We start from the raw sequence: 25,282 nt of genomic DNA, 5'->3' as shown, positions 1-25,282 counted from the left end.
GCGGACGCTACAGGTATCCATGACGCCATGGGTGTAACAAGTGCTTCAGAAACTCGCGGTGTGGTGGTCACCGCCATGGCCGCCACCACCTGCCTGGGCGCGGACCTGGATACGACATGGGCGCGACTGCTCGACGGTGACAGCGGCATCGGCCCGCTCACCGACGAGTTCGTCACCGAATTCGAGCTGCCGGTGCGCATCGGCGGACGGCTCACCGCGCAGCCCGGCGAGCAATTGACCCGCATCGAGCAGCGGCGGATGTCGTTCGTCCAGCAGTTGGCGCTGGTGTTGGGGCGGCGGGTGTGGGCCCAGGCCGGAGCTCCCGAGGTGGAGGCCGAACGGCTCGGGGTGGCGATCGGCACCGGCCTCGGCGGCGGCGACGCACTCGTGGACGCCGTCGACCGGATGCGCGCGGGCGGCTACCGCAAGGTGCCGCCCATGACGGTCCCCATGGTGATGCCCAATGGCGCGGCGGCCACCGTCGGCCTGGAGATCGGCGCGAAAGCCGGTGTCTACGCACCTGTTTCGGCCTGTGCCTCCGGGGCCGAGGCCATTGCCCACGGCTGGCGCCTCATCACCACCGGCGAGGCCGACGTGGTGGTGGCCGGTGGGGTGGAGGGCCATATCGACGCGGTCCCGATCGCCAGTTTCGCCATGATGCGCGCCATGAGCACCCGCAATGACGAACCTGCCCGCGCTTCACGGCCTTTCGACCGCGACCGCGACGGCTTCGTCTTCGGCGAGGCGGGCGCGCTGCTGGTCCTCGAATCCGAGGAGCACGCCCGCGCCCGCGGCGCGCACATTCACGGTCGCGTCCTCGGCGCGGGCATCACCTCCGACGGCTACCACATCACCGGCACCGCGCCCGACGGCGACGGCGCGGCCCGTGCCATGCGCAAGGCCATCCGCGCCGCCGGACTGCAACCCACCGACATCACCCACATCAACGCCCACGCCACCTCCACCCCCATCGGCGACGCTTCGGAGGCCAAAGCCATCGCGACCGTCACCCCGACCGCCTCGGTCTACGCCCCGAAATCGGCGCTGGGCCATTCCATCGGCGCGGTCGGCGCACTCGAGGCCATCCTCACCCTGCGTACGCTGCGCGACCAGATCATCCCTCCCACACTGAATTTCGAGAACCCGGACCCCGACACCGACCTCGACGTGGTCGCCGACAAACCGCGCGAGGCCGCCCTCGACTACGCCCTCAGCAACTCCTTCGGCTTCGGCGGCCACAACGTCACCCTCACCCTCGGCCGCTGAGATCACGGCGCACGTATTCAGCGGTGTAGGAGGTCTTGGACCGCACGAGTTCGGCGGGGGTGCCCTCGAAGACGACGCGACCACCGTGGCGGCCGCCATCGGGACCCAGGTCGATGATGTGGTCGGCGTGTTCGATGACGTCGAGGTCGTGTTCGATGACCAGGACGGTGTTCCCGGCGTCGACTATGCGGTCCAGCAGCGACAGGAGGGTGTCGATGTCGGACATGTGCAGGCCGGTCGTGGGTTCGTCGAGGATGTAGATGCCGCCCGATTTACCCAGTTCGCCAGCCATTTTCAGGCGCTGACGCTCGCCGCCCGACAGGGTGGCGAGGGGCTGGCCGAGGGTGAGGTAGCCGAGGCCGACCTCGATCAGGGCGCCGATCTTACGGCGGATGCTGGGGTCGGTGAAGAAGTCGGCCGCCTCCTCGGCGGTCAGGGCCAAGACTTGGACGATGTTCTTGTCGTCGAGGGTGTAGGCCAGCACGTCGGGGTCGTAGCGGGTGCCCTGGCAGCGCTCGCAGACCGTGGTCACCGGGTCCATGAACGCCATATCCGCGGTGATCTCACCGCGCCCGCCACACTCGCGGCACGCGCCTTTGCTGTTGAACGAGAACCAACCCGGCTCCACGCGATTGGCGTCGGCGAACGCCTTGCGGATCGAGTCCATAGCGCCGAGATGGCTGACCGGGGTCGAGCGCGAGGACGAACCCAGACCGGCCTGGTCGACAACGATCGCCTCGGGGTGCTGGGCGGCGAAAATTTTCGAGATGAGTGTCGATTTACCGGAACCGGCGACACCGGTGAACACCGTCAGCATACCCGTCGGCACATCGACGCTGATGTCACGCAGGTTGTGCATCTTCGCGTGACTGATGCGCAGATGTCCTGTGGGCGTGCGGAATTGCTCCTTCAGACGATGGCGGCGACGCAGCGCTTGCCCGGTTGGTGTGCCGCTGCCGAGCAGTCCCCGGTAAGTGCCCTCGAAGACGACCCGGCCGCCGTGAATACCAGCGCCCGGACCCATATCGACGATGTGGTCGGCAATGGCGATGACATCGCGGTCATGTTCGACGACGAGGACGGTATTGCCGTGATCGCGCAATCGCGCGAGCAGATCGTTCATGCGGCCCACATCGCGGGGGTGCAGGCCGACGCTGGGTTCGTCGAAGATGTAGGTCATTCCGGTCAGCGACGAACCCAGGAACCGCACCATTTTCAGTCGCTGCGCCTCACCACCGGACAGGGTGGTCGTCTCACGACCGAGGTTCAGATAGCCCAGGCCGATATCGTCGAGCCGCTGCAAACCCGCGATGGCCTGTTCGGCCAGGGGCGTGCCCAGTGGGTGGTCGACAGCGCCGAGTACTTTGATCAGTTCGACGACCTCCATGGCCGAGTAGTCGGCGATGGTGTGGCCGTTTATCTTGGTGCGCAACGCTTCCTGATTCAGCCGGGCACCGTGGCACAGCGGGCACACGCCCTCGGTGGTGAATCGGCGCACGGCCGCGCGGGTCTTGTCGGAGAGCTTCGACAGATCGCGATGGAGATAGAGCCGGTTGAACTTGGCGATCACACCTTCGTAGGCGACATGGGCGACGCCCATCTTGGAGCCCAGCGCCACCTTCACTTCGCGATCGGGACCGTCGAGCAGATCGCGCCATTCGGTCTTGGTGTACTTCGACAGCGGCTTGTCCGGGTCGAAGAGCCCCGATTTCACGAACATCTGCCACTGCACCGACCCCACGGTGAACTGTGGAAACAGCATCGCGCCCTCGGCGAGCGACTTCGAGGTGTCGAACATGGCGTCGACATCGAGGGTTGTGGTGCGACCCAGGCCGTCGCAGCGTGGGCAGGCGCCATCGGGGGTGTTGAACGAGTACATCGTGGCCATACCCGCCGACGGCTTCCCGGCGCGAGAGAACAGCAGTCGAATGATCGAGTAGATATCCGTGGCCGTACCAACGGTGGAGCGGGCGTTGCCACCGATCGGCTTCTGATCCACGACCACCGCCGTGGTCAGCCCGTCGATACGGTCCACATCGGGTTTCTCGTAGCGCGGCAAACGATTTCGCACGAAGGTCGGATAGGTTTCATTGAGTTGGCGCTGCGACTCCACCGCGATGGTCGAGAACACCACCGACGACTTTCCCGACCCCGAGACGCCGGTGAACACCGTGATCGCGTCCTTCGGGATCCGCAGCGACACATCCCGCAAATTGTGTTCGCGGGCATGTTCGAGGGTGATTTCCCGGATGGAACGGGTGGCCATGGACTCTCCCTTCGAGGTTGTCGACACCGACACTCGGCGTCTCGAAGCACGACGGTAGATCCTCATTAGGTCGTTGAACGTCCTAGTTGATAGCTGTTGGTTAGCTGTACACGCTCAGGGCAGCGTATCGGTCTGCACGCGCGGATCGAGCTTGCGCAGGGTCTCCGGGCGGTCGGTGAGACAGGGCCAATCGCGGCTCACCGCTTCGATGGTCGCGTGCCCCGCGGGGATCAACGCGTCGGCGTCGGGACGGTCGGCCAGTGCCGCGCCGAGGTGATCGCTCGCGGGCCGATCCAGGGGTTGGATGACGGTGTTCGGCAGGTCCAGCAGGACGGCCAGAATGTCGAGGCGCACAGGGGAAATGAGTGCCCGCGCGGCGGCCAGCGCGGTGGCCGGGACGATGATCGTGTGGCCCGCGTCGGCGGTCGCCCACACCACCGATTGCACGTAGGCGACGCGGTGCGCCCAGGCGGTGAGGGCGGCGGTGTCGAACACTATGCCGCCCAAGGTGGATCCGGCGAGGGGACCGGCGGCCGCGGGGGTCATGCCGCGCCAGCGCGGTCGCCGGGATCCTCCTCGTCGGATAAGGGCGGCAAGCCTTGGACGGCACGGGCCTTGTTGATGAGGTCCAGCGGTGGCCGCCCGCCGAAGACCTCTTCGATGCGGGCCAGGGATTCGGCGCGGTCGACGCGGGCCCGAACGGATTCGGTGACGAAGGCGGAGACGGATTCGATGCGACCGCTGCTGCGCCAGCGGTCCAGGGTGGTGGCGATCTCTTCCGGCATCGTCACGGTGATTCTGCGGGTGCGACGCTGTCTCGCCATATCGGAATGTTAGCCGTGCGGGCCCGGTCGGGGGGAGCGTGATTGGAATACCGGTGATCGGAAACCTGCCGGTCGCGCGGGGATCGGGGTTCGATACCGTTGCGGTTGTGCCCGTGTTCGGCGGGCCCGCCCGAACTGCTCGCGACCAGGCCGGATCGTGTGGGGTCGCGGGGCCAGTGGATCGAGACAGAGGTTAGAGGACCAGCGGATGGATGACAGTTCGATCGAATGGATCGACGGGGCACTCGTCACCATCGATCAGCGCGCACTCCCGCACGAGGTGCGGGAACTGCGGATCACGACGGTCGACGACCTCATCGATGCCATCAAGTCGCTCGCGATTCGCGGAGCCCCGGCCATCGGCGTCGCCGGAGCGTTCGGCGTGGTGCTCGCCGCGCGAGCCAACACCGTCGACGGGGTGGTCGATACCGCGCGCGTCTCGGACGAGGCCCGGCGCATCGCCGATGCCCGACCGACCGCCGTCAATCTCGCCTGGGGTGTGCAGCGCACGCTGGCGCGGCTGCCGCAGGGAACGCGAGCCATGCTCGACGAGGCGCTCGAGATGCTTGCCGAGGACGGCCGCGTGAATCTGGCCGCCGCCAACCATGCCGCCGATCTGGTGCAGCGGCTATGCCCGGCGCGGCCGCTGCGCATCCTCACCCACTGCAATACCGGCCGTCTGGCCACCACCGCGGTCGGCACCGCCATCGGCGCGCTGCGGGTGCTGCACGAGCGGGGCGCGCTGGCGGAGGTCATCGTCGACGAGACCCGTCCGCTGCTGCAGGGCGCGCGCCTGACCGCCTGGGAAATGGCCGAAGCCGGAATCCCGCACCGGCTCACCATCGATTCGGCCGCGGCCTGGGCCATGGCCACCGAGAACGTGGACGCCGTGCTGGTCGGCGCGGACCGCATCACCGCGGACGGGTCGGTCGCCAACAAGATCGGCACCTACATGCTGGCGCTGGCCGCCCGCCATCACGGCATTCCGTTCATCGTCGTCGCCCCCGAATCCACCCGCGATATCGAGACCGCCAGCGGCCGCGACATCGTGGTCGAACAGCGCGCCGCGCACGAGGTCACCGGATTCGGCGGCGTACCAACCGCGCCCGAGGGCACCCAGACCTTCAATCCGGCCTTCGATGTCACCCCGCCGGAGCTGGTGACCGCCGTGGTCACCGAATTCGGCGTGCTCGAGCATCCCGGCGAGGCCCGTACGGCCGCCGACGCCCAGACCCAACGGGTCTTCCGGCAACCGCCGCCCGCCAAGACCAATGGCTCGGGGGGAAAGCACCGGTCGGCCGAGGTGACCGCGAACGGCCTGCCCAAGCGCGGGGCCGCGGCGACGAATGGCGAACTGTCCGACGCGGCCCAGTCCACCAATGGTGACGGCACCAAGCCGAGCTCGGCGGCGTCCACCAATGGCGAACTCCCCAAGCACGATTCGATCGAGTCGCCCAGCGGCCTGCCGCAGCGTGCGGCCGGTCCGAGCGACGAGGAGCCCGACACCACCACCGAGTACCTCGCGGCCCTGACCCGCTCGGTCACCGAACTCACCCAGGGCGAATCCACCGCGGGCGCGGGGCGGGAGATCGCGGCGCTCGCGCGAGGCCTGTACGCCAAGGGCTGGATGCCGGGCACCGCGGGCAATATCTCGGTGCGCCAAGGCGGTACGGTCGTCGTCACCGCGAGCGGCCTGTCCAAGGGCGAGCTGACCGACAACGACATGGTCACCGTCCGGGTCGAGGATTCGCGGCCCGTCGCCGCCACCCGGCGCAAGCCCTCGGCGGAGACCACCATTCACACCGCCGTCTACCGCGCGGCGAAATCCGATGCCGTCGTGCACGTGCACCCGCCGCACGCGACGGCGCTGTCCATCGGTGCAGCGAATGCAACCGTGCAGACCGTGCGCTTCTCCGGCTACGAACTCATCAAGGGCCTGGGCGGAAAGAGCCCGCACACCATCGATATTCCGGTGTTCCCGAATCACGCCGACGTCCCGCGCATCGGTGCCGATATCGAGGAGTACCTGAGCGCGCATCCGGATGCCCCGCCGGTGCTGTTCATCGCCGGACACGGCATCACGGCCTGGGGCGACACTCTCGCACAGGCCCGCGACCGGGCCGAATGCCTGGAAGCCATGTGCGAATTGGCCACCCTGACCGGTCGCCGCCAGATCTCGGTGGGCGACAATGGGTTCGAGGGTTTCGAGGAGGATCCGACATGACACTGTTGCAGGTAATGGCCGATTCCAGCGCCGACAAGGTGAAGCTGCGCACCGAGGACGACGCCGTGATCGCGGCCGAATTGCGCCAGCGCGGTATCAGTTTCGACCGATGGCCGGTGCTCACCGGCATCGATGCCGAGACCTCGACCTCGGATGTGCTGGCCTTCTACGCCGACCGCATTGCCGAACTCAATGCCGACGGCCGCTACAAGCACATCGACGTGGCCCGGATCCATCCCGCCGACGACGACCCGGAGTGGCCCGCCAAGGCCGAGGCGGCGCGCACCAAATTCCTCGACGAGCACCGGCACGCCGAGGACGAGGTGCGCTTCTTCGTCGCCGGGCAGGGCTGCTTCTATCTGCACCTCGGCGATGAGGTGTTGGCGACGGTCTGCACCGCGGGCGATCTCGTCTCGGTTCCGGCGGGCACCCTGCACTGGTTCGACATGGGCACCCGCCCCGAATTCATGGCCGTCCGGTTCTTCGAGGAAGAGGACGGCTGGATCGGCGATTTCACCGGTGACAAGATCTCCGGCGGCTTCCCGACGCTCGACGAGTTGCTGACCGCATGATCACCGCCGTCGTCCTCGATATCGAGGGCACCACCAGCCCGACCAGTTCGGTACGGGAGGACCTCTACGGGTACACCCGTGACCGGCTGCCCGGGTGGCTCGCCGAAAACGAGGGCGGCGCAGCCGATCCCATCCTCACCGCCACCCGGGACCTGGCCCAGCGGCCCGACGCCGGTCCGGCCGAGGTCGCCGAGATTCTCATCGGCTGGCTGAATTCCGATGTCAAGGCCGAACCGTTGAAGGCGGCCCAGGGCATCATCTGCGCTGAGGGTTTCCGCGCGGGCGCGCTGCACGGCGAGTTCTTCCCGGACGTGCCGCCCGCCCTGCGTGCATGGCGTGCAGCGGGGCACGAGCTGTACATCTACTCCTCGGGTTCGGTGCGCAATCAGAAGGATTGGTTCGAATTCGCGCGCGGCGGCGATCTGTCACCGCTGATCAGCGGGCATTTCGATCTCTCCAGCGCCGGGCCGAAGCGGGAGGCCTCGTCCTACGAGAAGATCGCGGGCGCGATCGGCGTGGCGGCCGAGCGCATTCTGTTCCTCTCCGATCATCCGGACGAATTGGATGCGGCGGTGGCCGCCGGGTGGTCGGTGCTGGGCGTGACGCGCCCCGGCGAACCCAATGCCCCGCGCCCGCCACACCGCTGGATCGGCGACTTCGCCGACGTCGACTTGGGATGAAAGACCCTCTGGTCACATAAATTTCGTGATCGGCGCAATCCGGTCATAAGCCCCCGGCGTGGGCTACAGCATCCTCCCAGCAACTTTGCGGTACGTTCCCGAGCGGCCATTCACCTCGGACCTCGGGAGGGACCGTGCTCGCCGATTCCACGGATGTGCGCGCCGCGACGCCATTCGAATTGTCCCGAGCGCAATGGGAACTGTGGCTCGCCGAGTATCTGCGCGCCGAGGCGCGGGGTGAGAGTCCGCCCCGGGCACTGCCCGGGCAGGCGCAATACGTGGTGCTGCGCGGCGAGCTCGACACCCGGGTATTCACCGAGGTGAGTCAGCGCTGCATTGCCGAATTCGGCGTCGGCGGATTGCGAATCGGGGTGGCGGACGGGCGACCGTTCCAATGGGTGGCCGACGATATCGGCGGCGAATTGGAGCATCTGGACTTCTCCGAGCACGCCGATCCGGTCGATGCGGCGCTGGAATGGATGCGGCGGCGACACCGCACACCCATCGGACTCGTGGACGCGCCACTGTGGTCCTCGGCCCTCATTCGGGTGGGTCCCGAGCACCATCTCTGGTATTCGCAGATGCATCACATCGCCATCGACGGCTACGGCGGGCTCAGTCTGACCGCGCGGATAGCGCAGGCGTACGAGGCGGCGCTCGCGGGTGCGGAGCATCCGCCCTACACCGGGCTGTCGCTGTCGGAAATCCAAGCGGCGGAGGCGGATTACCGGGAGTCGGCCCGCTTCGCGGCGGATCGCGAGTACTGGCGGGAGCGGCTCGCGGACTGGTCCGCCCCCGCCCGCATCGCACCGCGCCACGGCGAGGAACAGGTCGCGCGGCGCTCCGCCGGGAAGTTGTCACGGGAGGCGTGGGAGAGCCTGGAGAAACTCGCCGCCGACTGTGGGGTCAGTGCCGCGCAGGCATTGGTGGCGGCGGTCTGCGCGTTCCGTGCGGGGACGGCCGGGGAATCGGATCCGCTGGTGTTGTTGGCGGCCTCGGCGCGCACCACGGCCGCACTCAAGAAGTCCGGCGGCATGCTCGCCAATGTGCTGCCGATTCGATTGCGTTGTGCGGGCGCGGTGACAATGCGCGAACTCATCGAGGCGGCGGCGCGGGAGACGACCGGTGGATTGCGGCATCAGCGTTACCGATTCGAGGATGTGCGCCGCGATCTGGGGGTGAGCGCGGATCAGGTGCTCGGCCCGAGCGTGAACATCATGTTCTTCGATCGGACCATTCGAGTCGGTGCGGCGACCGGTGAATACCACATTCTGTCCTCGGGCGCGGTGGCCGATCTGCATATCAACCTGTATCGCGCGGGCGAGGAACGCGGGCTGTCGGTGGACGTGCTCGGGCATCCGGAGAAGTACGACCAGGCGGCCTTGGACGCACAGCTGGATCGATTCCTGCTATTTCTCGGCAACTTCATCGCCGCGGGTCCTAACGATCCGGTCGGGCGGATCGCGCTGCTCACCGAGAGCGAGCGCACGGAGCTAGTTGCGGCGAACGATGAGAAGCTTCCACCGCCGGTCCTACTGCCTGAACTGTTGAGTGCGGCTGCGGCGCGCGACCGGTCGGTACCGGCCGTGATGTGCGGCTCCGCGAAGCTGACCTACGGGCGACTCGACGACCTGTCGAACCAATTGGCGCGCAAACTGTCTCGGCACGGTATCGGCCCGGAGCAGGTGGTCGCGGTGGCGGCCGGGCGGTCGATCGGATGGCTCGTCGCGGTGTGGGCGGTGGCGAAGGCCGGGGCGGCGTTTCTGCCGGTCGATCCGGATCATCCCGTCGAGCGGACAACGGGGATGCTCGCCGAATCCGGGGTGCGGTTCGGCATCACCACGAACACGGCGCAACTGCCGGAGGCGCTGCGCCGCGATGGCGAGTGGCTGGTTCTCGACGAGGTCGGCCGGGCCGGTGAGTTCGAGAAGTACGACGCCAAGTCGATCACCGATGACGATCGGGCGCGGCCGCTGCGGCAGGAGCATCCGGCGTGGGTGATCTACACGTCCGGGTCCACCGGGGCGCCGAAGGGTGTGGTCGTCACCCATGCGGGTCTGTCGGGACTGGTTGCGGCGCAGGCGAAATACACCTCGCTCACCGCGCAGACGCGGGTGTTGTCGGTGGCCGCGCCGACCTTCGACGCCTCGATGTGGGAGATGCTGCTCGCGGTGACGGCCGGTGCGACGCTGGTTGTCGCCTCGAACGACGAGTACGCCGGACCGCGACTGTCCGAACTCATGCGCCGTGAGCGGGTGACCCACGCGTTCATCACCCCCGCCGTACTGGCCGGACTGAATCCCTTCGAATCCGACGGCGTGCGGTGCCTGGCGACCGGCGGCGACGCCTGCCCCCAGTCGGTGGCCGCTGCATGGGCTCCCGGTCGGGTGCTGCTCAATGCCTATGGGCCGACGGAGGCGACGGTTGTCACCAATCTCGGCGAGATCGACGCGAAAGATCCGGTGGCCCTGGGTGATCCGGTTCCGGGAATGCGCTGTTTCGTGCTGGACCCGTGGCTGCGGCCGGTACCTGACGGCGTCGTCGGTGAACTCTATCTGGGTGGCCCGGGGCTGGCGCGCGGGTATCTCGGGCGGGCGGCGCTGACGGGTGCCCGCTTCGTGGCGGATCCCTTCGGCGCAGTCGGACAGCGGCTGTATCGCACCGGCGACCTCGCGGTGCGCACCACCGAAGGCGGCCTGGAGTTCCGGGGGCGCACGGATTCCCAGGTGAAGGTGCGCGGTGCCCGCATCGAGTTGGGGGAGATCGAGGCGGTGCTGTCGAGCTGCCCGGGCGTCGTGCAGGCGGTGGCCGTGGTCCACGACCACGGCATCGCGCCCCGGCTCGTCGCCTATGTGGTGACGGCCGACGCCACGCTGACGGCCGCGCGGTTGGAAGCCGCAGCGGCACAACGACTACCGAGCCACATGGTGCCGACCGTGATCACGATGGAACACTTACCGCTCACCACCAACGGCAAGGTCGACCGGCGTGCGCTGCCAGCTCCCGAGCGGCTCGCGACGACGTACCGGCCGCCGGTCACCGCAGCGGAACAGGCCGTCGCCAGAGCGTTCGCGGAAGTCCTGCACCCCGGCATCACCGAGCCCGGCAGCGGGCCGGACACGCCGCTCTCGACCGATCCGGAGGCAAGGCGGATCGGGCTCGACGATGACTTCTTCACCCTCGGCGGGGATTCGCTCACGGCCACCTCGGTCGTGGCGCGGGTGAGCGCGGCGCTGGGTGTGCGGGTGACGGTGCGAGATCTGTTCGAGGCCAGCACGGTTGGCGGGCTCGCGGCGCGAATCGCGGAGCGCGATACCGTGCGGGATCGCCCGCGCCCGGTGGCCAGGCCACGTCCCGAACGGGTGCCATTGTCGTACGCGCAGCAGCGGTTGTGGTTGCTGAACCGGCTGGATCCAGAGTCGCCGAGCTACAACATGCTGTTGGCCTTGCGATTGACGGGGACGGTGGACCACGCGGTGCTGAGGGCCGCGCTCACGGATGTGCTGGAGCGACACGAGGCGCTGCGCACGTACTTTCCGGAGTCCGAAGACGGTGCCCGCCAGGAGATCTCCCCGACCGAGGCGATAGCGCTCGATCTGGTCGCCGAACCCGTCACCATCGCGGAGCTCGACGGTGTGCTCATCGAATTCGGGTCGCGAGGCTTCGACCTGGCCGCCGAGGTACCGCTGCGGATTCGGCTGTTCGCGGTCGGCGAGGACACCGACGAGCAGGTGCTCGCGCTACTGGTACATCACGTGAACGCCGATGGCTTCTCGCTCGCGCCGTTCGCGCGCGATCTCGCGCGCGCGTACGAGGCGCGGCTCGGCGGCGGCGCACCGGACTGGGAGCCGTTGCCGCTGCACTACGCGGACTACACGCTGTGGCAGCGCGCGGTGCTGGGCTCGGATGCCGATGCGGGCTCGGAGATTTCGCGGCACCTCGACTATTGGACGACCGCACTCGCGGAACTGCCCGCCGAATCGGGACTGCCACCCCACCGCCCACGACCCGCGACACCCTCGCTGCGGGCGGGTCAGGTGCAGGTCGAGATTCCGGTCGAGCAGACCCGCAGGCTGTACCAGGTCGCGCGGGCGCACGGAGTGACGCCGTTCATGGTGATCCATGCCGGGCTGGCGGTGGCGCTGGCCGCGGCGTCGGGCGAGCGCGACATCGTGGTGGGCACGCCGGTGGCGGGGCGCGGTGATGCCCGGCTCGACGACCTGATCGGCATGTTCGTCAATACGGTGGCGCTGCGCACGACCGTCGAGGCGGCGGAACCGTTCTCGGCGCTGCTGGCGCGGGTACGCGATACCGATCTGGAGGCGTTCGCGCACGACGAGGTCCCGTTCGAACGGATTGTCGCGGCGCTCGATCCGCCGCGCACCGGAGCGCATCCGCTGTTCCAGGTGATGGTGGCCTTCAATCTCGCGCACGCCGACTTCGAATTGCCCGGGCTGCGAGTCGAACCCGTCGAGATCGACCTGCCGCTGGCCAAGTTCGATCTCGAATTCGGGATCGCCGAGGTCGCGGACGGTCTCGCGGTGACCGTGCGGTACGCGGTCGATCTCTTCGAACACGACGACGTGGAGGCGCTGGCCCGGCGGTTCTGCGTGGTGCTGGACCGGATAGGCGGCGAGCCGGAGGTTCGGGTCGGGGATATCGACCTGCTCGACGCCGAGGAGCGGCGTGCTCTGCGGGAGTGGAACGACACCGATATCGTGCCCGCCGCGACCTGGCCGGAGCTGCTGCGTCGCGCCGTCTCGGAGCAGCCGGACGCTCCGGCGGTGGTGTGCGACCGAGCCACGCTGACCTACCGCGAATTGGACGCGTGGGCGAATCGTTTGGCGCGCAGTCTCATCGCGCACGGGGTCGGTCCGGAGGACGTGGTCGCGGTGGCGCTGCCGAGGTCCCTGGAATGGGTGGTGGCGGTCTGCGCGGTCGCCTATTCGGGCGCGGCGTATCTGCCCGTCGACCCGAGCGCGCCCGCCGACCGCGTCGAGTACCTGCTCCGCGATTCGGTGGCAGCGGTGGGCGTGACCACCGAGCACTGGCGGACGGGGCTGCCGGAGGTGCCCGGCGGGTGGCTGTCGGTATCGGAGTTCGCGGTGGGAGAAACGGCACCGCCCATCAAGGACGCCGATCGCGTACGGCCACTACATCTTTCGCATCCGGCCTACGTCATCTACACCTCCGGTTCGACGGGTCGACCCAAGGGCGTCGCGATCACCCATACCGGCTTGGCGCAGGTGATCGAAGGGCAGGCGCACCACTGTGGGGCGAGCCCCGGTGCGCGCGTACTCGCGGTCTCCTCACCGAATTTCGACGCCTCGATCTGGGAACTGCTGCTCGGCCTGGGCACCGGCGCGACTTTGGTGGTCGCGCCACCGCAGGTCTACGCGGGCGATGACCTGCTCGAGCTGCTGTCGCGGGAGTGGATCACCCATGCGATTCTGACGCCCCGGGTTCTCGCCACCCTGTCCGAACCCGAACGGGTGCCCACCCTGCGGTTCCTGGGCACCGCAGGTGAGGCGTGCCCACCCGAACTGCTCGAACGATGGTGTGCCGATACCGGTTTCGTGAATATCTACGATCCGACCGAGACGACCATCTGGGCGACCGCGAGCCGACCGTTGCGCCCGGAGGACGCGGCGGCGGTGCCGATCGGCGCACCGGTGACCGGCGTCCGCTGCTACGTGCTCGACAGTCGCCTGCATCCCGTGCCGCCGGGTGTGGCGGGTGAGCTGTACATCGCCGGGTGCGGCGTCGCACGCGGTTACCACCGCCGTCCGGGGCTGAGCGCTACGCGGTTCGTCGCCGACCCTTGTGGACGATCGGGGGAGCGCATGTACCGGACAGGGGATCTGGCCCGGTGGCGGGTGGACGGGCAGCTGGAGTACGTGGGCCGCACCGATTTCCAGGTGAAGGTGCGCGGTATGCGGATCGAACTCGGCGAGATCGAGGCGGCATTGACCGCGCTGCCCGACGTCGCCGATGCGGCGGTGGTGCCGCACACCAGCGCGACCGACACCGAGATCGCCGCCTATGTGGTGGCGGCCGCACAGCACCTGGACCCCACGCGGCTGCGCGCGGAGCTGGCACGGCGACTACCCGAGCCCTACGTCCCCGCCGTCGTCACCGTGGTGGATCGGTTGCCGCTCACCGTGAATGGGAAGCTGGATCGGGCGGCACTGCCCGCGCCCGTCCGCCCCGAGACCGACTACCGGCCACCGCGGTCGGCGCTCGAAGTCGTGGTCGCGGAGGTGTTCGAGCGCGTCCTGAGCAGCGGGCGGGTCGGTCTCGACGACGATTTCTTCGGCCGGGGCGGCAATTCGCTCACTGCCACCAGTGTGGTCGCGCTGCTGCGCGCCGAGCTCGCCGAGCTCACGGAATTCGGTGTCCGCGTGGACCTTCGCGACCTCTTCGAGCAGCCGACCGTCGCCGGATTGGCCGATCGGCTGGCCACGCGCCGGGACGCGGAGGCGGGTGGCGCGGCGGAGCTGCCATTGGTGCCGACGCCGCGACCGGATCGGATACCGCTGTCGTTCGCGCAGCACGGACTCTGGACCCTGGACCGGTGCGGTGTCGCCTCGGCGTACCACATCCTGTTGGCGGTCCGTCTGCGCGGGGAGCTCGATACCGAGGCGCTGCGGGCGGCGGTGACCGATGTCGTGGTGCGGCACGAGGCCCTGCGGACGTACTTCCCCGAACCGACGAGGGAGCCGTATCAGTGTGTCGCCATCGCGGATTGGGCGGTCGGCGTCCTGGATCTCCAACGCATCGCGCCCGAAGAGCTGGACCGGGCGCTCACCGACCTCGAGTCCGCGCCCTTCGATGTGACCAGTGCGCCGCCGCTGCGGGCACGGCTGTACCAGGTCGACGACCACGAATGGGTCCTGGCCCTCGTGGTGCACCACATGAACGCCGATGGTTTCTCCCTCGCCCCGCTGGCCCGCGACCTCGCCGCCGCCTATACGGCGAGGACCACAGGCGCACAACCGGTTTGGTCGCCGCTACCGGTCCAGTACGCCGACTACACGCTGTGGCAGCGCTCGCGCCTCGGAGCGCCGGACGATCCCGAGTCGGAGTCGAGCCGCCAGCTCGCGCACTGGGTGCGCACCCTCGCCGACGCGCCCGCCGAACTGCCGTTGCCCCTGGATCGGCCACGACCCGAATTGCCCGTCCACCACGGCGCGAGCACGACCACCCTGGTGTCGCGGGAGGTCACCGACGCGTTGCGCGAGATCGGCCGCGCGGAACACGCCTCGCTGTTCATGGTCGTGCACGCCGCGCTCGCCGTCGTGCTGTCGAAACTCGCGCGCACCCGCGATGTCGTCATCGGCACACCGACGGCTGGACGCACATCCACCGGGTTGGACGAGCTCGTGGGCATGTTCGTGAATTCCGTCGCGCTGCGGGTCGTTCTCGATCCCGACGAGGAATTCATGGCGCTGGTCGCTCGCGTCCGTGAGATCGACGTGAACGCCTTCGCACATGCCGAGGTGCCGTTCGACCGCGTGGTGGCGGCGATCGATCCACCCCGCTCGGCGGCCAGACACCCGCTGTTCCAAGTGGCTTTGGCGTTCCAGAACTACCGACGCGCCGACCTGCGGCTGCCCGGCGTCGAGGTCCAGGTGCTCGAACGATCCGCCACGAGTACCCGCTTCGACCTGGAGTTCGCCGTCACCGAAAGCGCTGCGGGACTGACGGTCACGCTGCGCTACGACACCGCGCTGTTCGACCACGCCACCGCGCGCGCCTTGTTGCGGCGGTTCGATCGGGTACTCGGGCAGATCGCGGAGGATCCCGCGCGCCGGGTGCGCGCGCTGGATGTCTTGGAGCCCGCCGAGCGCATCCGAATGCTGCGCGAGTGGAACGACACCGGCGATGCCACGCCGAGGACGCTGCCGGACGTCTTGGCGGCCGCCGTGACTCGCCGACCGGACGCCGACGCGGTCGTATTCGACGGCTCCAGGCTCACCTACCGTGAGCTGGACGAGCGGTCGAACCGTTTGGCGCGCTGGATCATCCGTCGCGGCGTCGGTTCCGAACAGGTGGTCGCCGTCGCGCTGCGCCGCTCGGCCGACTGGGTCGTGGCGCTGTGGGCAGTGGCCAAGGCGGGGGCGGTGTTCCTGCCGGTGGATCCCGGATATCCGCAGCAGCGGATCGCGCACATGCTCGCCGATTCCGGTGCGGTGCTGACCCTCGAGGGCGCAATACCGCGCGAAGTCGACCTGTGCGAGGCGAATCCGATCACCGAGTCCGACCGTCTCCGGCCGCTGCGCCTCGAGCACGCCGCCTATCTCATCTACACCTCCGGCTCCACCGGTACGCCCAAGGGCGTGGTGGTCACCCACAGCGGGTTCGCGAACATCCTGGCCGCCCAGGCCGAACACTGTGCCCCCGACGCTGATTCGCGGGTGTTGCAGGTGGCCTCGCCGAGTTTCGACGCCGCGCTGTGGGAGCTGCTGCTGGCGGCGGGCGCGGCGGCGACGCTGGTGATCGCACCGCCCGAAACCTACGGTGGCGCGGAACTGGCGGAACTGCTACGGCGAGAACGGATCACCCACGCGTTCCTCACGCCCGCGGTCCTGGCTGGCCTGGAACCCGAGGATCTGGGGGCCGAACCGCTGCGTGTGCTGGTGACCGGCGGTGAAGTGGTCGGGCCGACAGTGGCCGGAAAGTGGGCGGCGGCACGCACTCTCGTCATCGCCTACGGCCCCACCGAGACCACGATCATCTCCAACATGAGCGCGCCGTTCGTCTCCGGCGATACCGCGCTGGGCGGCCCCGCGACGGGGGTGCGCTGCTATGTTCTCGACGATCGGCTCGTGCCCGTGCCGGTGGGCACCCCCGGCGAGTTGTATATCGCCGGAGCGGGCGTGGCGCGCGGATACCATCGCCGCCCGGCGGCGACCGCCGAACGCTTCGTGGCGAACCCGTTCGAACCGGGTCGGATGTACCGCAGCGGCGATGTGGTGCGCTGGCGCGGCGACGGAGCACTCGAGTTCCTCGGCCGTGGTGATTCCCAGGTCAAGGTGCGCGGGCTGCGCATAGAACTGGGCGAGATCGAGGCGGCCGTGTCGGCCGTGCCGGGCGTCGGTCAGGCCGTCGTCCTGGTGCGCGAGGACATACCCGGAGACCGTCGCATCGTGGCCTATGCGGCCACCGAACCCGGTCGGACCGTGGAGGTTTCGCGTATTCGCGAGGCCGTGGCACAGCGTCTGCCGGACTATATGGTGCCCTCGGCGGTGGTCGTCGCCGAGCGCTTGCCACTCACCGTGAACGGCAAGGTCGATCGGGCCGCGCTGCCCGCGCCCACGCTCGAGGCCGAACCCTTCCGCGCGCCGAGCACCCCGGCCGAGTACGCGGTGGCGGCGGCCTTCGCCGCGGTGCTCGGCCTCGAGCGGGTCGGCGCGGACGACGACTTCTTCCGGCTCGGCGGCAATTCGCTCAGCGCCACCCGGATCGCCGCCAGGGTCGGGGCGACATTGGGCGTGCGGTTGCCGGTGCGGGAGATATTCGACGCACCCACGGTCTCGGGCCTGGCGGCGCGAGCCGCGGCGGCCGCCACGGACTCGACCGAATGCGCGCTCGCGGGGTCTTCGCGGCCGGAGGTTGTTCCACTGTCGTATGCCCAGCAGCGGCTGTGGTTGCTGCACCGGCTCGATCCGTCCTCCGCCGCCTATCACATCGCGCTGGTGCTGCGGCTCGAGGGCGCGGTGCGGATCGGGGCCATGGCGGCGGCGGTGCGGGCGGTGCTGGCGCGGCACGAGGCGCTGCGCACCTACTTCCCGGAGCGGGAGGGTGTGGGCTGCCAGGTGGTGGCCACCGTCGACGAGGTCTTGCCGGAGCTCGACATTCGTGTCGTGGACGCGGCCGGGTTGTCCGCGGAGTTGGACGAGATCTGTTCGGCTCCCTTCGACCTCATGGCGTGCGCGCCGCTGCGGGTGGCCTTGTTCGCGGTCGATGACGCACCGGAGACCGCGCGAGAGTGGCGGCTGGTGTTCGTCGTTCATCACGTCGATGCCGACGGGTTCTCGCTGGGGCCGCTGGCGCGCGATCTCGCGGTCGCCTACACGGCCCAGGTCGACGGGTCCGAACCCGAGTGGCCGCCGCTGCCGGTGCAGTACGGCGATTACACGCTGTGGCAGCGGGACGCACTCGGTTCGATCGAGGACCCGGACTCCGAGGTGCGTCGCCAGATCGACTACTGGACAACCACACTCGCCGATCTACCACCCGAGACCGGGCTGCCGTTCGACCGCCCCCGCCCGGCCGTGGCCTCCCATCGCGGCGCGGGCGTGACGCGTGAGCTTCCCGAGGCGACGGTGCGGCGGCTGGAGGAACTGGCACGCGCGCACGACGCCTCGCTGTTCATGGTGGTGCACGCCGGGCTGGCGCTGCTGCTGTCGGCGTGGTCGGGTAACGGGGATATCGCCATCGGCACGCCGGTCGCGGGACGGGGTGCGGCCGAACTCGACGATCTGGTGGGCATGTTCGTCAACACCCTCGTGCTGCGGACACCCGTTGGGCACGAGCCGTTCTCCGTTCTGCTGGACCGCGTCCGCGCCACCGATCTGGCGGCCTTCGCGCACAGCGAGGTGCCGTTCGATCAGGTGGTGGAGGCGCTCGATCCGCCGCGCTGTCGCGCCCGGCACCCGCTGTTCCAGGTGCTGCTGGCGGTGCAGAACCTGGATCCGGTGCGGCTGGAACTACCGGGACTGCGGGCCGAAGCCGTGCCGCCGGAGCTACCGGTTGCCCGGTTCGACCTCGAATTCGTCGTCGACCGGGCCGATTTCGCCGACAACGACGCCGGACTGCGCCTCGGCGTGCGGTACGCGACCGAGCTGTTCGACCGGGAAACGATTGCGGCACTGGCAGACCGATTCCTGGTGCTGCTCGAACGCCTCGCCACGGACCCCGACGCTCCCGTTGTCGAAACGCTCACGGCGGACGAATACCGTCGGGTGGTCCTTGACTGGAACGACACCGGCGCGGCGGAGCCGCCGCTACTGCTGCCCGAGGTGCTGGCCCGCGCGGTTCGGGACGCTCCGGACAACGAGGCCGTGCGCTGTGGTGCTACCGGGCTGACCTATCGCGATCTCGAGGCACGCTCGGATCGGGTGGCGTGGTGGCTCACACGTCGCGGAGTCGGCCCCGAAACCGTGGTGGCGCTGGGTATGTCGCGGTCGCTGGCCTGGGTGGTCGCGGTGTGGGGCGTAGCGAAGACCGGTGCGGCGTTCATGCCCGTCGATCCGGGATTCCCGACTGCCCGCATCGCCGGAATGCTCGCGCACACCGAGGCCGCGGCCGTCGTCACCACGGCGACGGAGCAGGCGGCATTCGCGGCGTCGACGGAGGTCGAGCACCTCGTTCTCGACACCGACGGCTCGCCGATCGACCCGCCTGCGGCCCAGGGCATGCGTCCGCACGAGGCACAGCGCCCCGCGCGTGATCGCCTCCGCCCGCCCCGAGCGGACAACACCGCCTACGTCATTCACACCTCCGGATCGACCGGCACCCCCAAAGGCGTCGCGGTCACCCATGCCGGTCTGGCGAATATGGCCACCGCGCAAGCCCGGATGATCGCCGCCGACCGCGCATCGCGCATAGTGTGCGTGGCCGCACCGAGTTTCGATATCTCGGTGTGGGAGCTCGTCCTCGCCGCCCGCGCCACGGCGACCCTCGTCGTCGCACCCGCCGATATCTACGCCGGTCCCGAGCTGGCACGGCTGCTGCGCGCGGAGCGGATCACCCACGCCTTCCTCACGCCCGCCGTCCTGGCCCTCACCGACCCGGGCGGACTGCCCGCGGTGACCACGGTCGTCACCGGCGGCGAGGCCTGTCCACCGGCCGTGCTCCGAACCTGGGGGAGCGGCAGGCGTTTCGTGAACGCCTACGGCCCGACCGAAGCGACGGTCATCGCCACCCTGGGCGCGCTCGAGCCCGAACGACCGGTGACCATCGGCACCGCGGCCGTCGGCACGCGCTGCTATGTACTCGACCGCTACCTGCGCCCGGTGCCGATCGGTGCGACCGGCGAACTGTATCTGGGCGGAGCCGGGCTGGCACGCGGCTATCTCGGCCGCCCGGGTCTCACCGCGTCACGGTTCATCGCGAATCCGTTCACCCCCGGGCAAAGGCTGTATCGCACAGGTGATCTCGTGTCCTGGACGCGCGAGGGCGAGATCGCCTATCGCGGACGCGCGGATTTCCAGGTGAAGGTTCGAGGGATGCGCGTGGAGTTGGGGGAGATCGAGACGGCGGTCGCGGCCGCACCGGGCGTGGCCCACGCGGTCGCCGTGCGCGCGGACGGCCCGGCCGGTGCCAGCTTGGTCGCCTACGCGGTGCCCGAGCCCGGCAGCACTCTCGACCCCGGCGTGGTGGCCTCGACCGCGGCGCGTTTCCTACCGGAGACTTTGGTGCCAACGGTCGTGGTGCTCGACCGGCTGCCGCTCTCGCCGAACGGCAAGGTCGATCGCGCCGCCCTGCCCGAACCGCCACGGCCGCAGCGCATTCGCTATCGGCCGCCGGTGACGCCGTCCGAACACGCGGTCGCGGCGGCCTTCGCGCGGGTCCTCGGACTCGACCGGATCGGCCTGGACGACGGCTTCTTCGACCTCGGCGGCAATTCGCTGGCCGCCACGCGCCTGCTGTCGTTCCTCGGCGGCGCGGTCACGGTGCGCGAGCTGTTCGACACGCCCACGGTGGCCGCGCTCGCGGCATTACTGGACGAGCGGCGCGAGGGCGCGGTCGACGACGACTCCTACGCCGTGGTGGTGCCGTTGCGCCGTGCCGACGCCGACCCACTCTTCTGCATCCATCCCGGCGGTGGTTTGGCGTGGCCGTACGCGGGCCTGCTCCCGCACCTCGACCAGCCCGTGGCGCTCTACGGCATTCAGGACCCGTGGGTGGTATCCGGCGAGGAGCCGCCGTCGTCGATTCACGACTACGCGAAACGCTATGTGCGCGAGATCCGTAGCGCCCGACCGGAGGGGCCGTATCGGCTGCTGGGTTGGTCGCTGGGCGGCCGGATCGCCCACGAGGTCGCGGTCCTGCTGCAACAGGAGGGAGCCGAAGTCTTATTGCTCGCGATCATGGACGCGGCCGCCGACGACGGCAGCCTCGAGATCGAGAACCTCGACCCCGGCGCGGAGCTGGCCGAGATCTTCGGCCTGGACGCCCCGCCTCCGGAAACCGAAGCGACGGCGGCGAATCCGGGACTGGCGTCGCTGCGGGCGAACTTCCTGACCGCATCCGATTTCCCGCCCGAGATCGTCGACCGCGCCGTCACCGCCCTCACCCGACAGGTCCCGGGCTCTCCGAGCGGTGTCTTCGCGGGCGACCTCCTGCACTTCACCGCCACCCGCGAACACCACCCCACCCGCGACCCGGCCCGCAGTTGGCGACCGTACATCACCGGGGACGTGCACGATATCCCCGTGGACGCGACGCATATGGGACTGGCGCGACCGGATCCGCTGTCGCGCATCGCCGCGGCGATGCGGATCCGGTGGCGGTGATCAGCTGCCGACGCGGGCGGTGGAGGCGCGCTCGATGAGGTACTGCACCAAGGTCATGAGGACGTTCTTGGCGGAGGTGCGGTCCCGGGCGTCGCACAGCATGACGGGGATGTGTGCGTCCAGATCCAGGGCGTCGCGGACTTCTTCGGCGGTGTAGCGGGGCGCACCGTCGAAGCAGTTCACCGCCACCGTGAACGACACGCCGCGGCGTTCGAAGAAATCGATGGCGGCGAAGGAGGATTCGAGGCGGCGGGTATCGGCCAGCACCACCGCTCCCAGCGCGCCACGCGCCAATTCGTCCCAGAGGAACCAGAATCGGTCCTGGCCGGGGGTGCCGAACAGGTACAGCACGAGGCTGCGGTCGATGGTGATGCGGCCGAAGTCCAGGGCCACCGTGGTGGTGGTCTTGCCTTCCACGCCGCGCAGATCGTCCACGCCGGTGCTGAGTTCGGTGATCAGCTCCTCGGTGCGCAGCGGGGTGATCTCACTGATCGCCGACACCATTGTCGTCTTGCCGACGCCGAAGCCGCCAGCGATGAGAATCTTGACCGAGGACGCCATCTGCTGGCCGTCGCCGGTCGGATCAAAGTTTTCGGATGCCATCGAGTACAGCTCGCAATACGTTGAGGTCGCCGGGTGCGGTCTCGGGCGAGACCGGGGCCCGGAAGTTGAGGTTCCCGTCGGAGATGAGGTCTCCGACGAGGATCTTCGTCACCGCCAGCGGCAAACGCAACGAGGCCGATACTTCGGCCACCGACAGCGGAAGCTGGCACAGGCGAACGATTTCCGCGTACTCGGGTTCGACCCGGCGCAGCGGCGGCGCACCGTAGCGCGAGTGCACCACGGTGAGCATGTCCAGATCGTGCGCCGCGCCCATCGTCCGGCCTCCCGTCCGGGCGTATGGGCGCACGAGCGGACCGGCCGCCTCGTCGAACCATTGATCCCCCGGCCGCGGCATCATGACAGTCGGGGGTTGCCTTGTCCGGCCAGGCCTTGGCGCGGGGTCGTGGACAGATAGGTGCCGACGCGCTGCACGGTCAGGTTCATCTCGTAGGCGACCATGCCCAGATTGGCCTGCTCGGTGGCCTGGAGGGCCAGGCACGCGTGGCTACCGGCGGCCGTCACGAACAGCACCGCGCGGTCGAGCTCGATGACCGCCTGCCGTACGCCGCCGCCGTCGAATCTGTTGCCCGCGCTGCGTGCCAAGCCGTACAGCGTGGAGGACATCGCCGCGAAATGCTCGGCGTCCTCGCGGTTCATGGCGGAGGAGCGGCCCAGCAGCAGTCCGTCGGTGGAGTGCACCACCGCGTGACGGACGCCCGCGAGCCGGTCGACGAGATCGTCTAGTAGCCAGTTGAGATCACCAGCGTTGGAGGTGGTCACCGTCGCCTTCCTGTCGGTCCGGGAATGAGGTGGTCGGCTCGAATGCATCGAACCCGGCCCGACGGCCCTGCCTGGTTCCGTTCTCGATGGCGGACATCAGGTCTCGGGCCTGCTCGGCGCTGGGAGCCGGACGCTCCGACGGTGCCACCGGATCGGCGGCGTTCGCCGGGGCGTTCGCCAATTCCGGTGCGAGACTTGCCTGTCGACGCCGACGCGGGAGCGCGGGCCGAGCATCGGAGCCAGTGTACTGGGAGCGGCCGAATTCGCGTGCGGTATGCCCGATCTCCGGGAAACGCTCGGGACGCGGCGGCATGACCGGCGGCCGGGTGGGGTTGGTCGGCGGCTCGAACGCCGTCGAATTCTGGAACGACGGGAAGCTCGGGGCGGGATCGACCGGCTCCGGCGCCTCGGGTCGGCGGGGTTCGAGTTCGGGGCGCGCGGACGCGGGATCGGCTGTCGCCGGGGTCGATTCGGCCAGCCAGGAGCCGGTGTCGGTGGCCGACGGTCGGGCTTCGGCGAGCCAGGAACCGGTATCGGGCAGCGCCGCGGAGGTGTCGGACGCCGCGGCGGCGGGCTGTGCCGGAATCTGCGGGATCTCGCCGGTGCCCGAGACCGCGACGGTCAGGCTGGCGGGCACCAGCACGATGGCCCGCACGCCGCCGTAGTCGGATTCGGTGAGCCGCACCGAGATACCGTGGCGCACCGCCAGCCGCGCCACCACGAACAGGCCGAGACGGGAATCCTCCGACAGCGTGTTCACGCCGAAATCCGGTGGGTTGCGCAGCATCTCGTTGAGCCGGACCTGTTCGGACTCGGGGATGCCCATGCCCTGGTCCACGATCTCCAGGGCCAGGCCCTTGCCGACCACATTGCCGCGCAGTGCGATCTGCGACTGCGGCGGCGAGAAGGCGGCGGCATTGTCGACGAGTTCGGCGATGAGGTGCACGAGGTCGGCGACCACCGTGCCCGCCACCGCGAGCTCGGGCATGCGGGCGATCTTCACCCGGGTGTAGTCGAGCGCCTCGCCGACGCCACTGCGCACCAGCTCGACCAGCGGAACCGGTTGCCGCCATTGGCGTCCCGGCTGGCCGCCCGCGAGAATGATGAGGTTCTCGGCATTGCGGCGTTCGCGGGTGGCCAGATGGTCGAGGCGAAAGAAGGTCTCCAACAGCGTCGGATCCTCTTGGCGCGCTTCGGCTTCGTCGAGAATCTCCAGTTGGCGGTGCACCACCACCTGGCTGCGGTGGGCGATATTGAGGAACACCGACTTCACGCCCTCGCGGGTGCGAGCCTCGGTGACGGCGGCCGACACGGCGGCGGCGTGCGCGTGGGTGAAGGCCTTGGCGACCTGACCGATCTCGTCGTGGCCGAAGTCGAGGGTGGCGACCTCGGTGGCCGGATCGACGTCCTGGCCGTCGCGCAGTTTGGCCATGATCTCCGGCAGCCGGTCGTCGGCCAGCGACAGGGTCTGGTCGCGTAGGCGCTTGAGCCGCCGAATGATTCGGTTCGCCAGCAGCAGTGCGACCACGAACGCCGCCGCGGACAGCGCCAGCACGCCCGCGCCACCGAGGAGCGAGTCGCGAGCCTTGTCGTGACCCGCCTGCATGGCCAGTTCGTTGGCCTCGCGGTTCTGCGCGTCCCACAGGTCGGCCAGCGCGGCGGCCACATCGGTGACGGCGCGCTGCCAGTCCTCGGTGTTCAGTGGCAGCGCCGCCGGGTCCTTCTTGTCCTTGTCGGACTGCTGCGCGTAGGCGCGTTGCAGCAGGGCGTTCTCCATGGCGCTGAGCTGCTGCCAGGCGGGGCTGGCCAGCAGCTGCTTGGCGGCCTCGGACTGGTCGACATCGGCGTCGCCGGTGAGGATTTCGACGGCGACACGGTAGAAGCCGATGAGTTTGACGTACTCGTTGGCGAGGTCGGTCGGCAGGCCACTGCCATTGGCCAGGGCCGCGCCGAGGGCATTGGCGCGCGTCAGCGATTCCAGCGCCAGCAGCACCTGCACCGATTCGGCGAGTTCGGCGGCGACCTTGGCGTTCGGGGCGGAGTCCTGCACGATGCGGGTGCCGATGAGCACCACGTCGGGCAGGCGGCTGTAGAACAGGTACGCGTCGCTCATGGGCAGCAGGCCGGAGTCCACACCGGCGCGCACCTTGACGAGATTCTCTTTGAGCATGAGGAATCCGCCGACATCGCCCTGGATCTCCTCGGGACCGAGATCCTTCACCGAGGTTTCGGTGGGGGCCATCACCCGGAAGGCGTTGTCCAGGCGCAGGCGCGCGGTGGCCAGGGCGCTGCGGTCGGTCTCCTCCCCGGCGTAGAGCCACATGGTCGCTTGGCGTTCCTGCTGAACGGCTTTGAGCATCTCCTGGACCGGATCGATGCCCTCGATCATCTGGGCCGCCCAGTCCTCCGCGTGATTACCGGTCGACACCAAATACCCGGCCGCCCCCGCGCCCACCCCGAGCAGCGCCGCACTCGGCACGAGCGCGATCGCCAGGATGCGGGTTCGGACGCCGAGCCTCGCTCTGAACATCCGCACAACGTAGC

General features: G+C 69.2%; 12 protein-coding genes. 5 read left to right on the top strand and 7 right to left on the bottom strand.

Translation table 11 applies throughout. The features are described 5' to 3' along the window. Positions 1-27 precede the first annotated feature (27 nt). The gene (locus tag ACIBH2_RS02450) at positions 28-1,266 is read left to right on the top strand and encodes a KasA/KasB family beta-ketoacyl-ACP synthase (protein WP_397112578.1); all 1,239 of its coding nucleotides are present in this window, start codon (positions 28-30) and stop codon (positions 1,264-1,266) included. On the opposite strand, the gene ACIBH2_RS02445 is transcribed toward ACIBH2_RS02450, so the two are convergent. From ACIBH2_RS02445 to ACIBH2_RS02435, 3 genes are all read right to left on the bottom strand, one after another. Continuing rightward, a complete protein-coding gene (locus ACIBH2_RS02445; protein WP_397112576.1) occupies positions 1,250-3,532 on the bottom strand; it encodes an excinuclease ABC subunit UvrA in 2,283 nt (760 codons plus the stop codon). The genes ACIBH2_RS02450 and ACIBH2_RS02445 overlap by 17 nt on opposite strands. 114 nt (positions 3,533-3,646) lie before the next feature. Then, positions 3,647-4,078 carry a hypothetical protein gene (locus ACIBH2_RS02440; RefSeq protein ID WP_397112574.1) on the bottom strand — a complete coding sequence of 144 codons (432 nt, stop codon included), beginning with the start codon at positions 4,076-4,078 and terminating at the stop codon, positions 3,647-3,649. Continuing rightward, positions 4,075-4,356 carry a hypothetical protein gene (locus tag ACIBH2_RS02435; RefSeq protein WP_397112572.1) on the bottom strand — a complete coding sequence of 94 codons (282 nt, stop codon included), beginning with the start codon at positions 4,354-4,356 and terminating at the stop codon, positions 4,075-4,077. Before ACIBH2_RS02435 ends, ACIBH2_RS02440 begins: the two co-directional genes overlap by 4 nt. 208 nt (positions 4,357-4,564) lie before the next feature. On the opposite strand from ACIBH2_RS02435, the gene mtnA reads away from it, so the two are divergent. The 4 genes from mtnA (at position 4,565) to ACIBH2_RS02415 (ending at position 21,355) form a co-directional block, all read left to right on the top strand. Further along, a complete protein-coding gene (gene mtnA / locus ACIBH2_RS02430) occupies positions 4,565-6,580 on the top strand; it encodes an S-methyl-5-thioribose-1-phosphate isomerase (RefSeq protein WP_397112570.1) in 2,016 nt (671 codons plus the stop codon). Further along, complete coding sequence (locus ACIBH2_RS02425) at positions 6,577-7,152, top strand: 1,2-dihydroxy-3-keto-5-methylthiopentene dioxygenase (protein ID WP_397112568.1); 576 nt, start codon at positions 6,577-6,579, stop codon at positions 7,150-7,152. The genes mtnA and ACIBH2_RS02425 overlap by 4 nt, the downstream gene beginning before the upstream one ends. Beyond that, positions 7,149-7,832, top strand: coding sequence for an acireductone synthase (gene mtnC, locus ACIBH2_RS02420; protein ID WP_397112566.1), 684 nt, complete (start codon positions 7,149-7,151; stop codon positions 7,830-7,832). The genes ACIBH2_RS02425 and mtnC overlap by 4 nt, the downstream gene beginning before the upstream one ends. A gap of 134 nt (positions 7,833-7,966) precedes the next feature. Then, positions 7,967-21,355 (top strand): amino acid adenylation domain-containing protein, encoded by a 13,389-nt coding sequence (locus ACIBH2_RS02415; protein ID WP_397112564.1) that lies wholly within the window; start codon positions 7,967-7,969, stop codon positions 21,353-21,355. Here ACIBH2_RS02415 and ACIBH2_RS02410 read toward each other — a convergent pair whose 3' ends face one another. Genes ACIBH2_RS02410 through ACIBH2_RS02395 form a run of 4 tightly spaced genes read right to left on the bottom strand, consistent with a single transcriptional unit; the run spans position 21,356 to position 25,268 of the window. Beyond that, a complete protein-coding gene (locus ACIBH2_RS02410) occupies positions 21,356-21,958 on the bottom strand; it encodes a GTP-binding protein (RefSeq protein WP_397112562.1) in 603 nt (200 codons plus the stop codon). Then, complete coding sequence (locus ACIBH2_RS02405; RefSeq protein ID WP_397112560.1) at positions 21,939-22,313, bottom strand: DUF742 domain-containing protein; 375 nt, start codon at positions 22,311-22,313, stop codon at positions 21,939-21,941. Before ACIBH2_RS02405 ends, ACIBH2_RS02410 begins: the two co-directional genes overlap by 20 nt. Further along, the gene (locus tag ACIBH2_RS02400) at positions 22,313-22,738 is read right to left on the bottom strand and encodes a roadblock/LC7 domain-containing protein (RefSeq protein ID WP_397112558.1); all 426 of its coding nucleotides are present in this window, start codon (positions 22,736-22,738) and stop codon (positions 22,313-22,315) included. Before ACIBH2_RS02400 ends, ACIBH2_RS02405 begins: the two co-directional genes overlap by 1 nt. Next, the gene (locus tag ACIBH2_RS02395; RefSeq protein WP_397112556.1) at positions 22,716-25,268 is read right to left on the bottom strand and encodes a nitrate- and nitrite sensing domain-containing protein; all 2,553 of its coding nucleotides are present in this window, start codon (positions 25,266-25,268) and stop codon (positions 22,716-22,718) included. Before ACIBH2_RS02395 ends, ACIBH2_RS02400 begins: the two co-directional genes overlap by 23 nt. Positions 25,269-25,282 lie beyond the last annotated feature (14 nt).

This window comes from Nocardia sp. NPDC050406, assembly GCF_044459025.1.
Taxonomy (GTDB): Bacteria; Actinomycetota; Actinomycetes; order Mycobacteriales; family Mycobacteriaceae; genus Nocardia.
The sequence above is the reverse complement of the archived record's forward strand: the minus strand, read 5'-3'. Positions and strand labels throughout refer to the sequence as shown.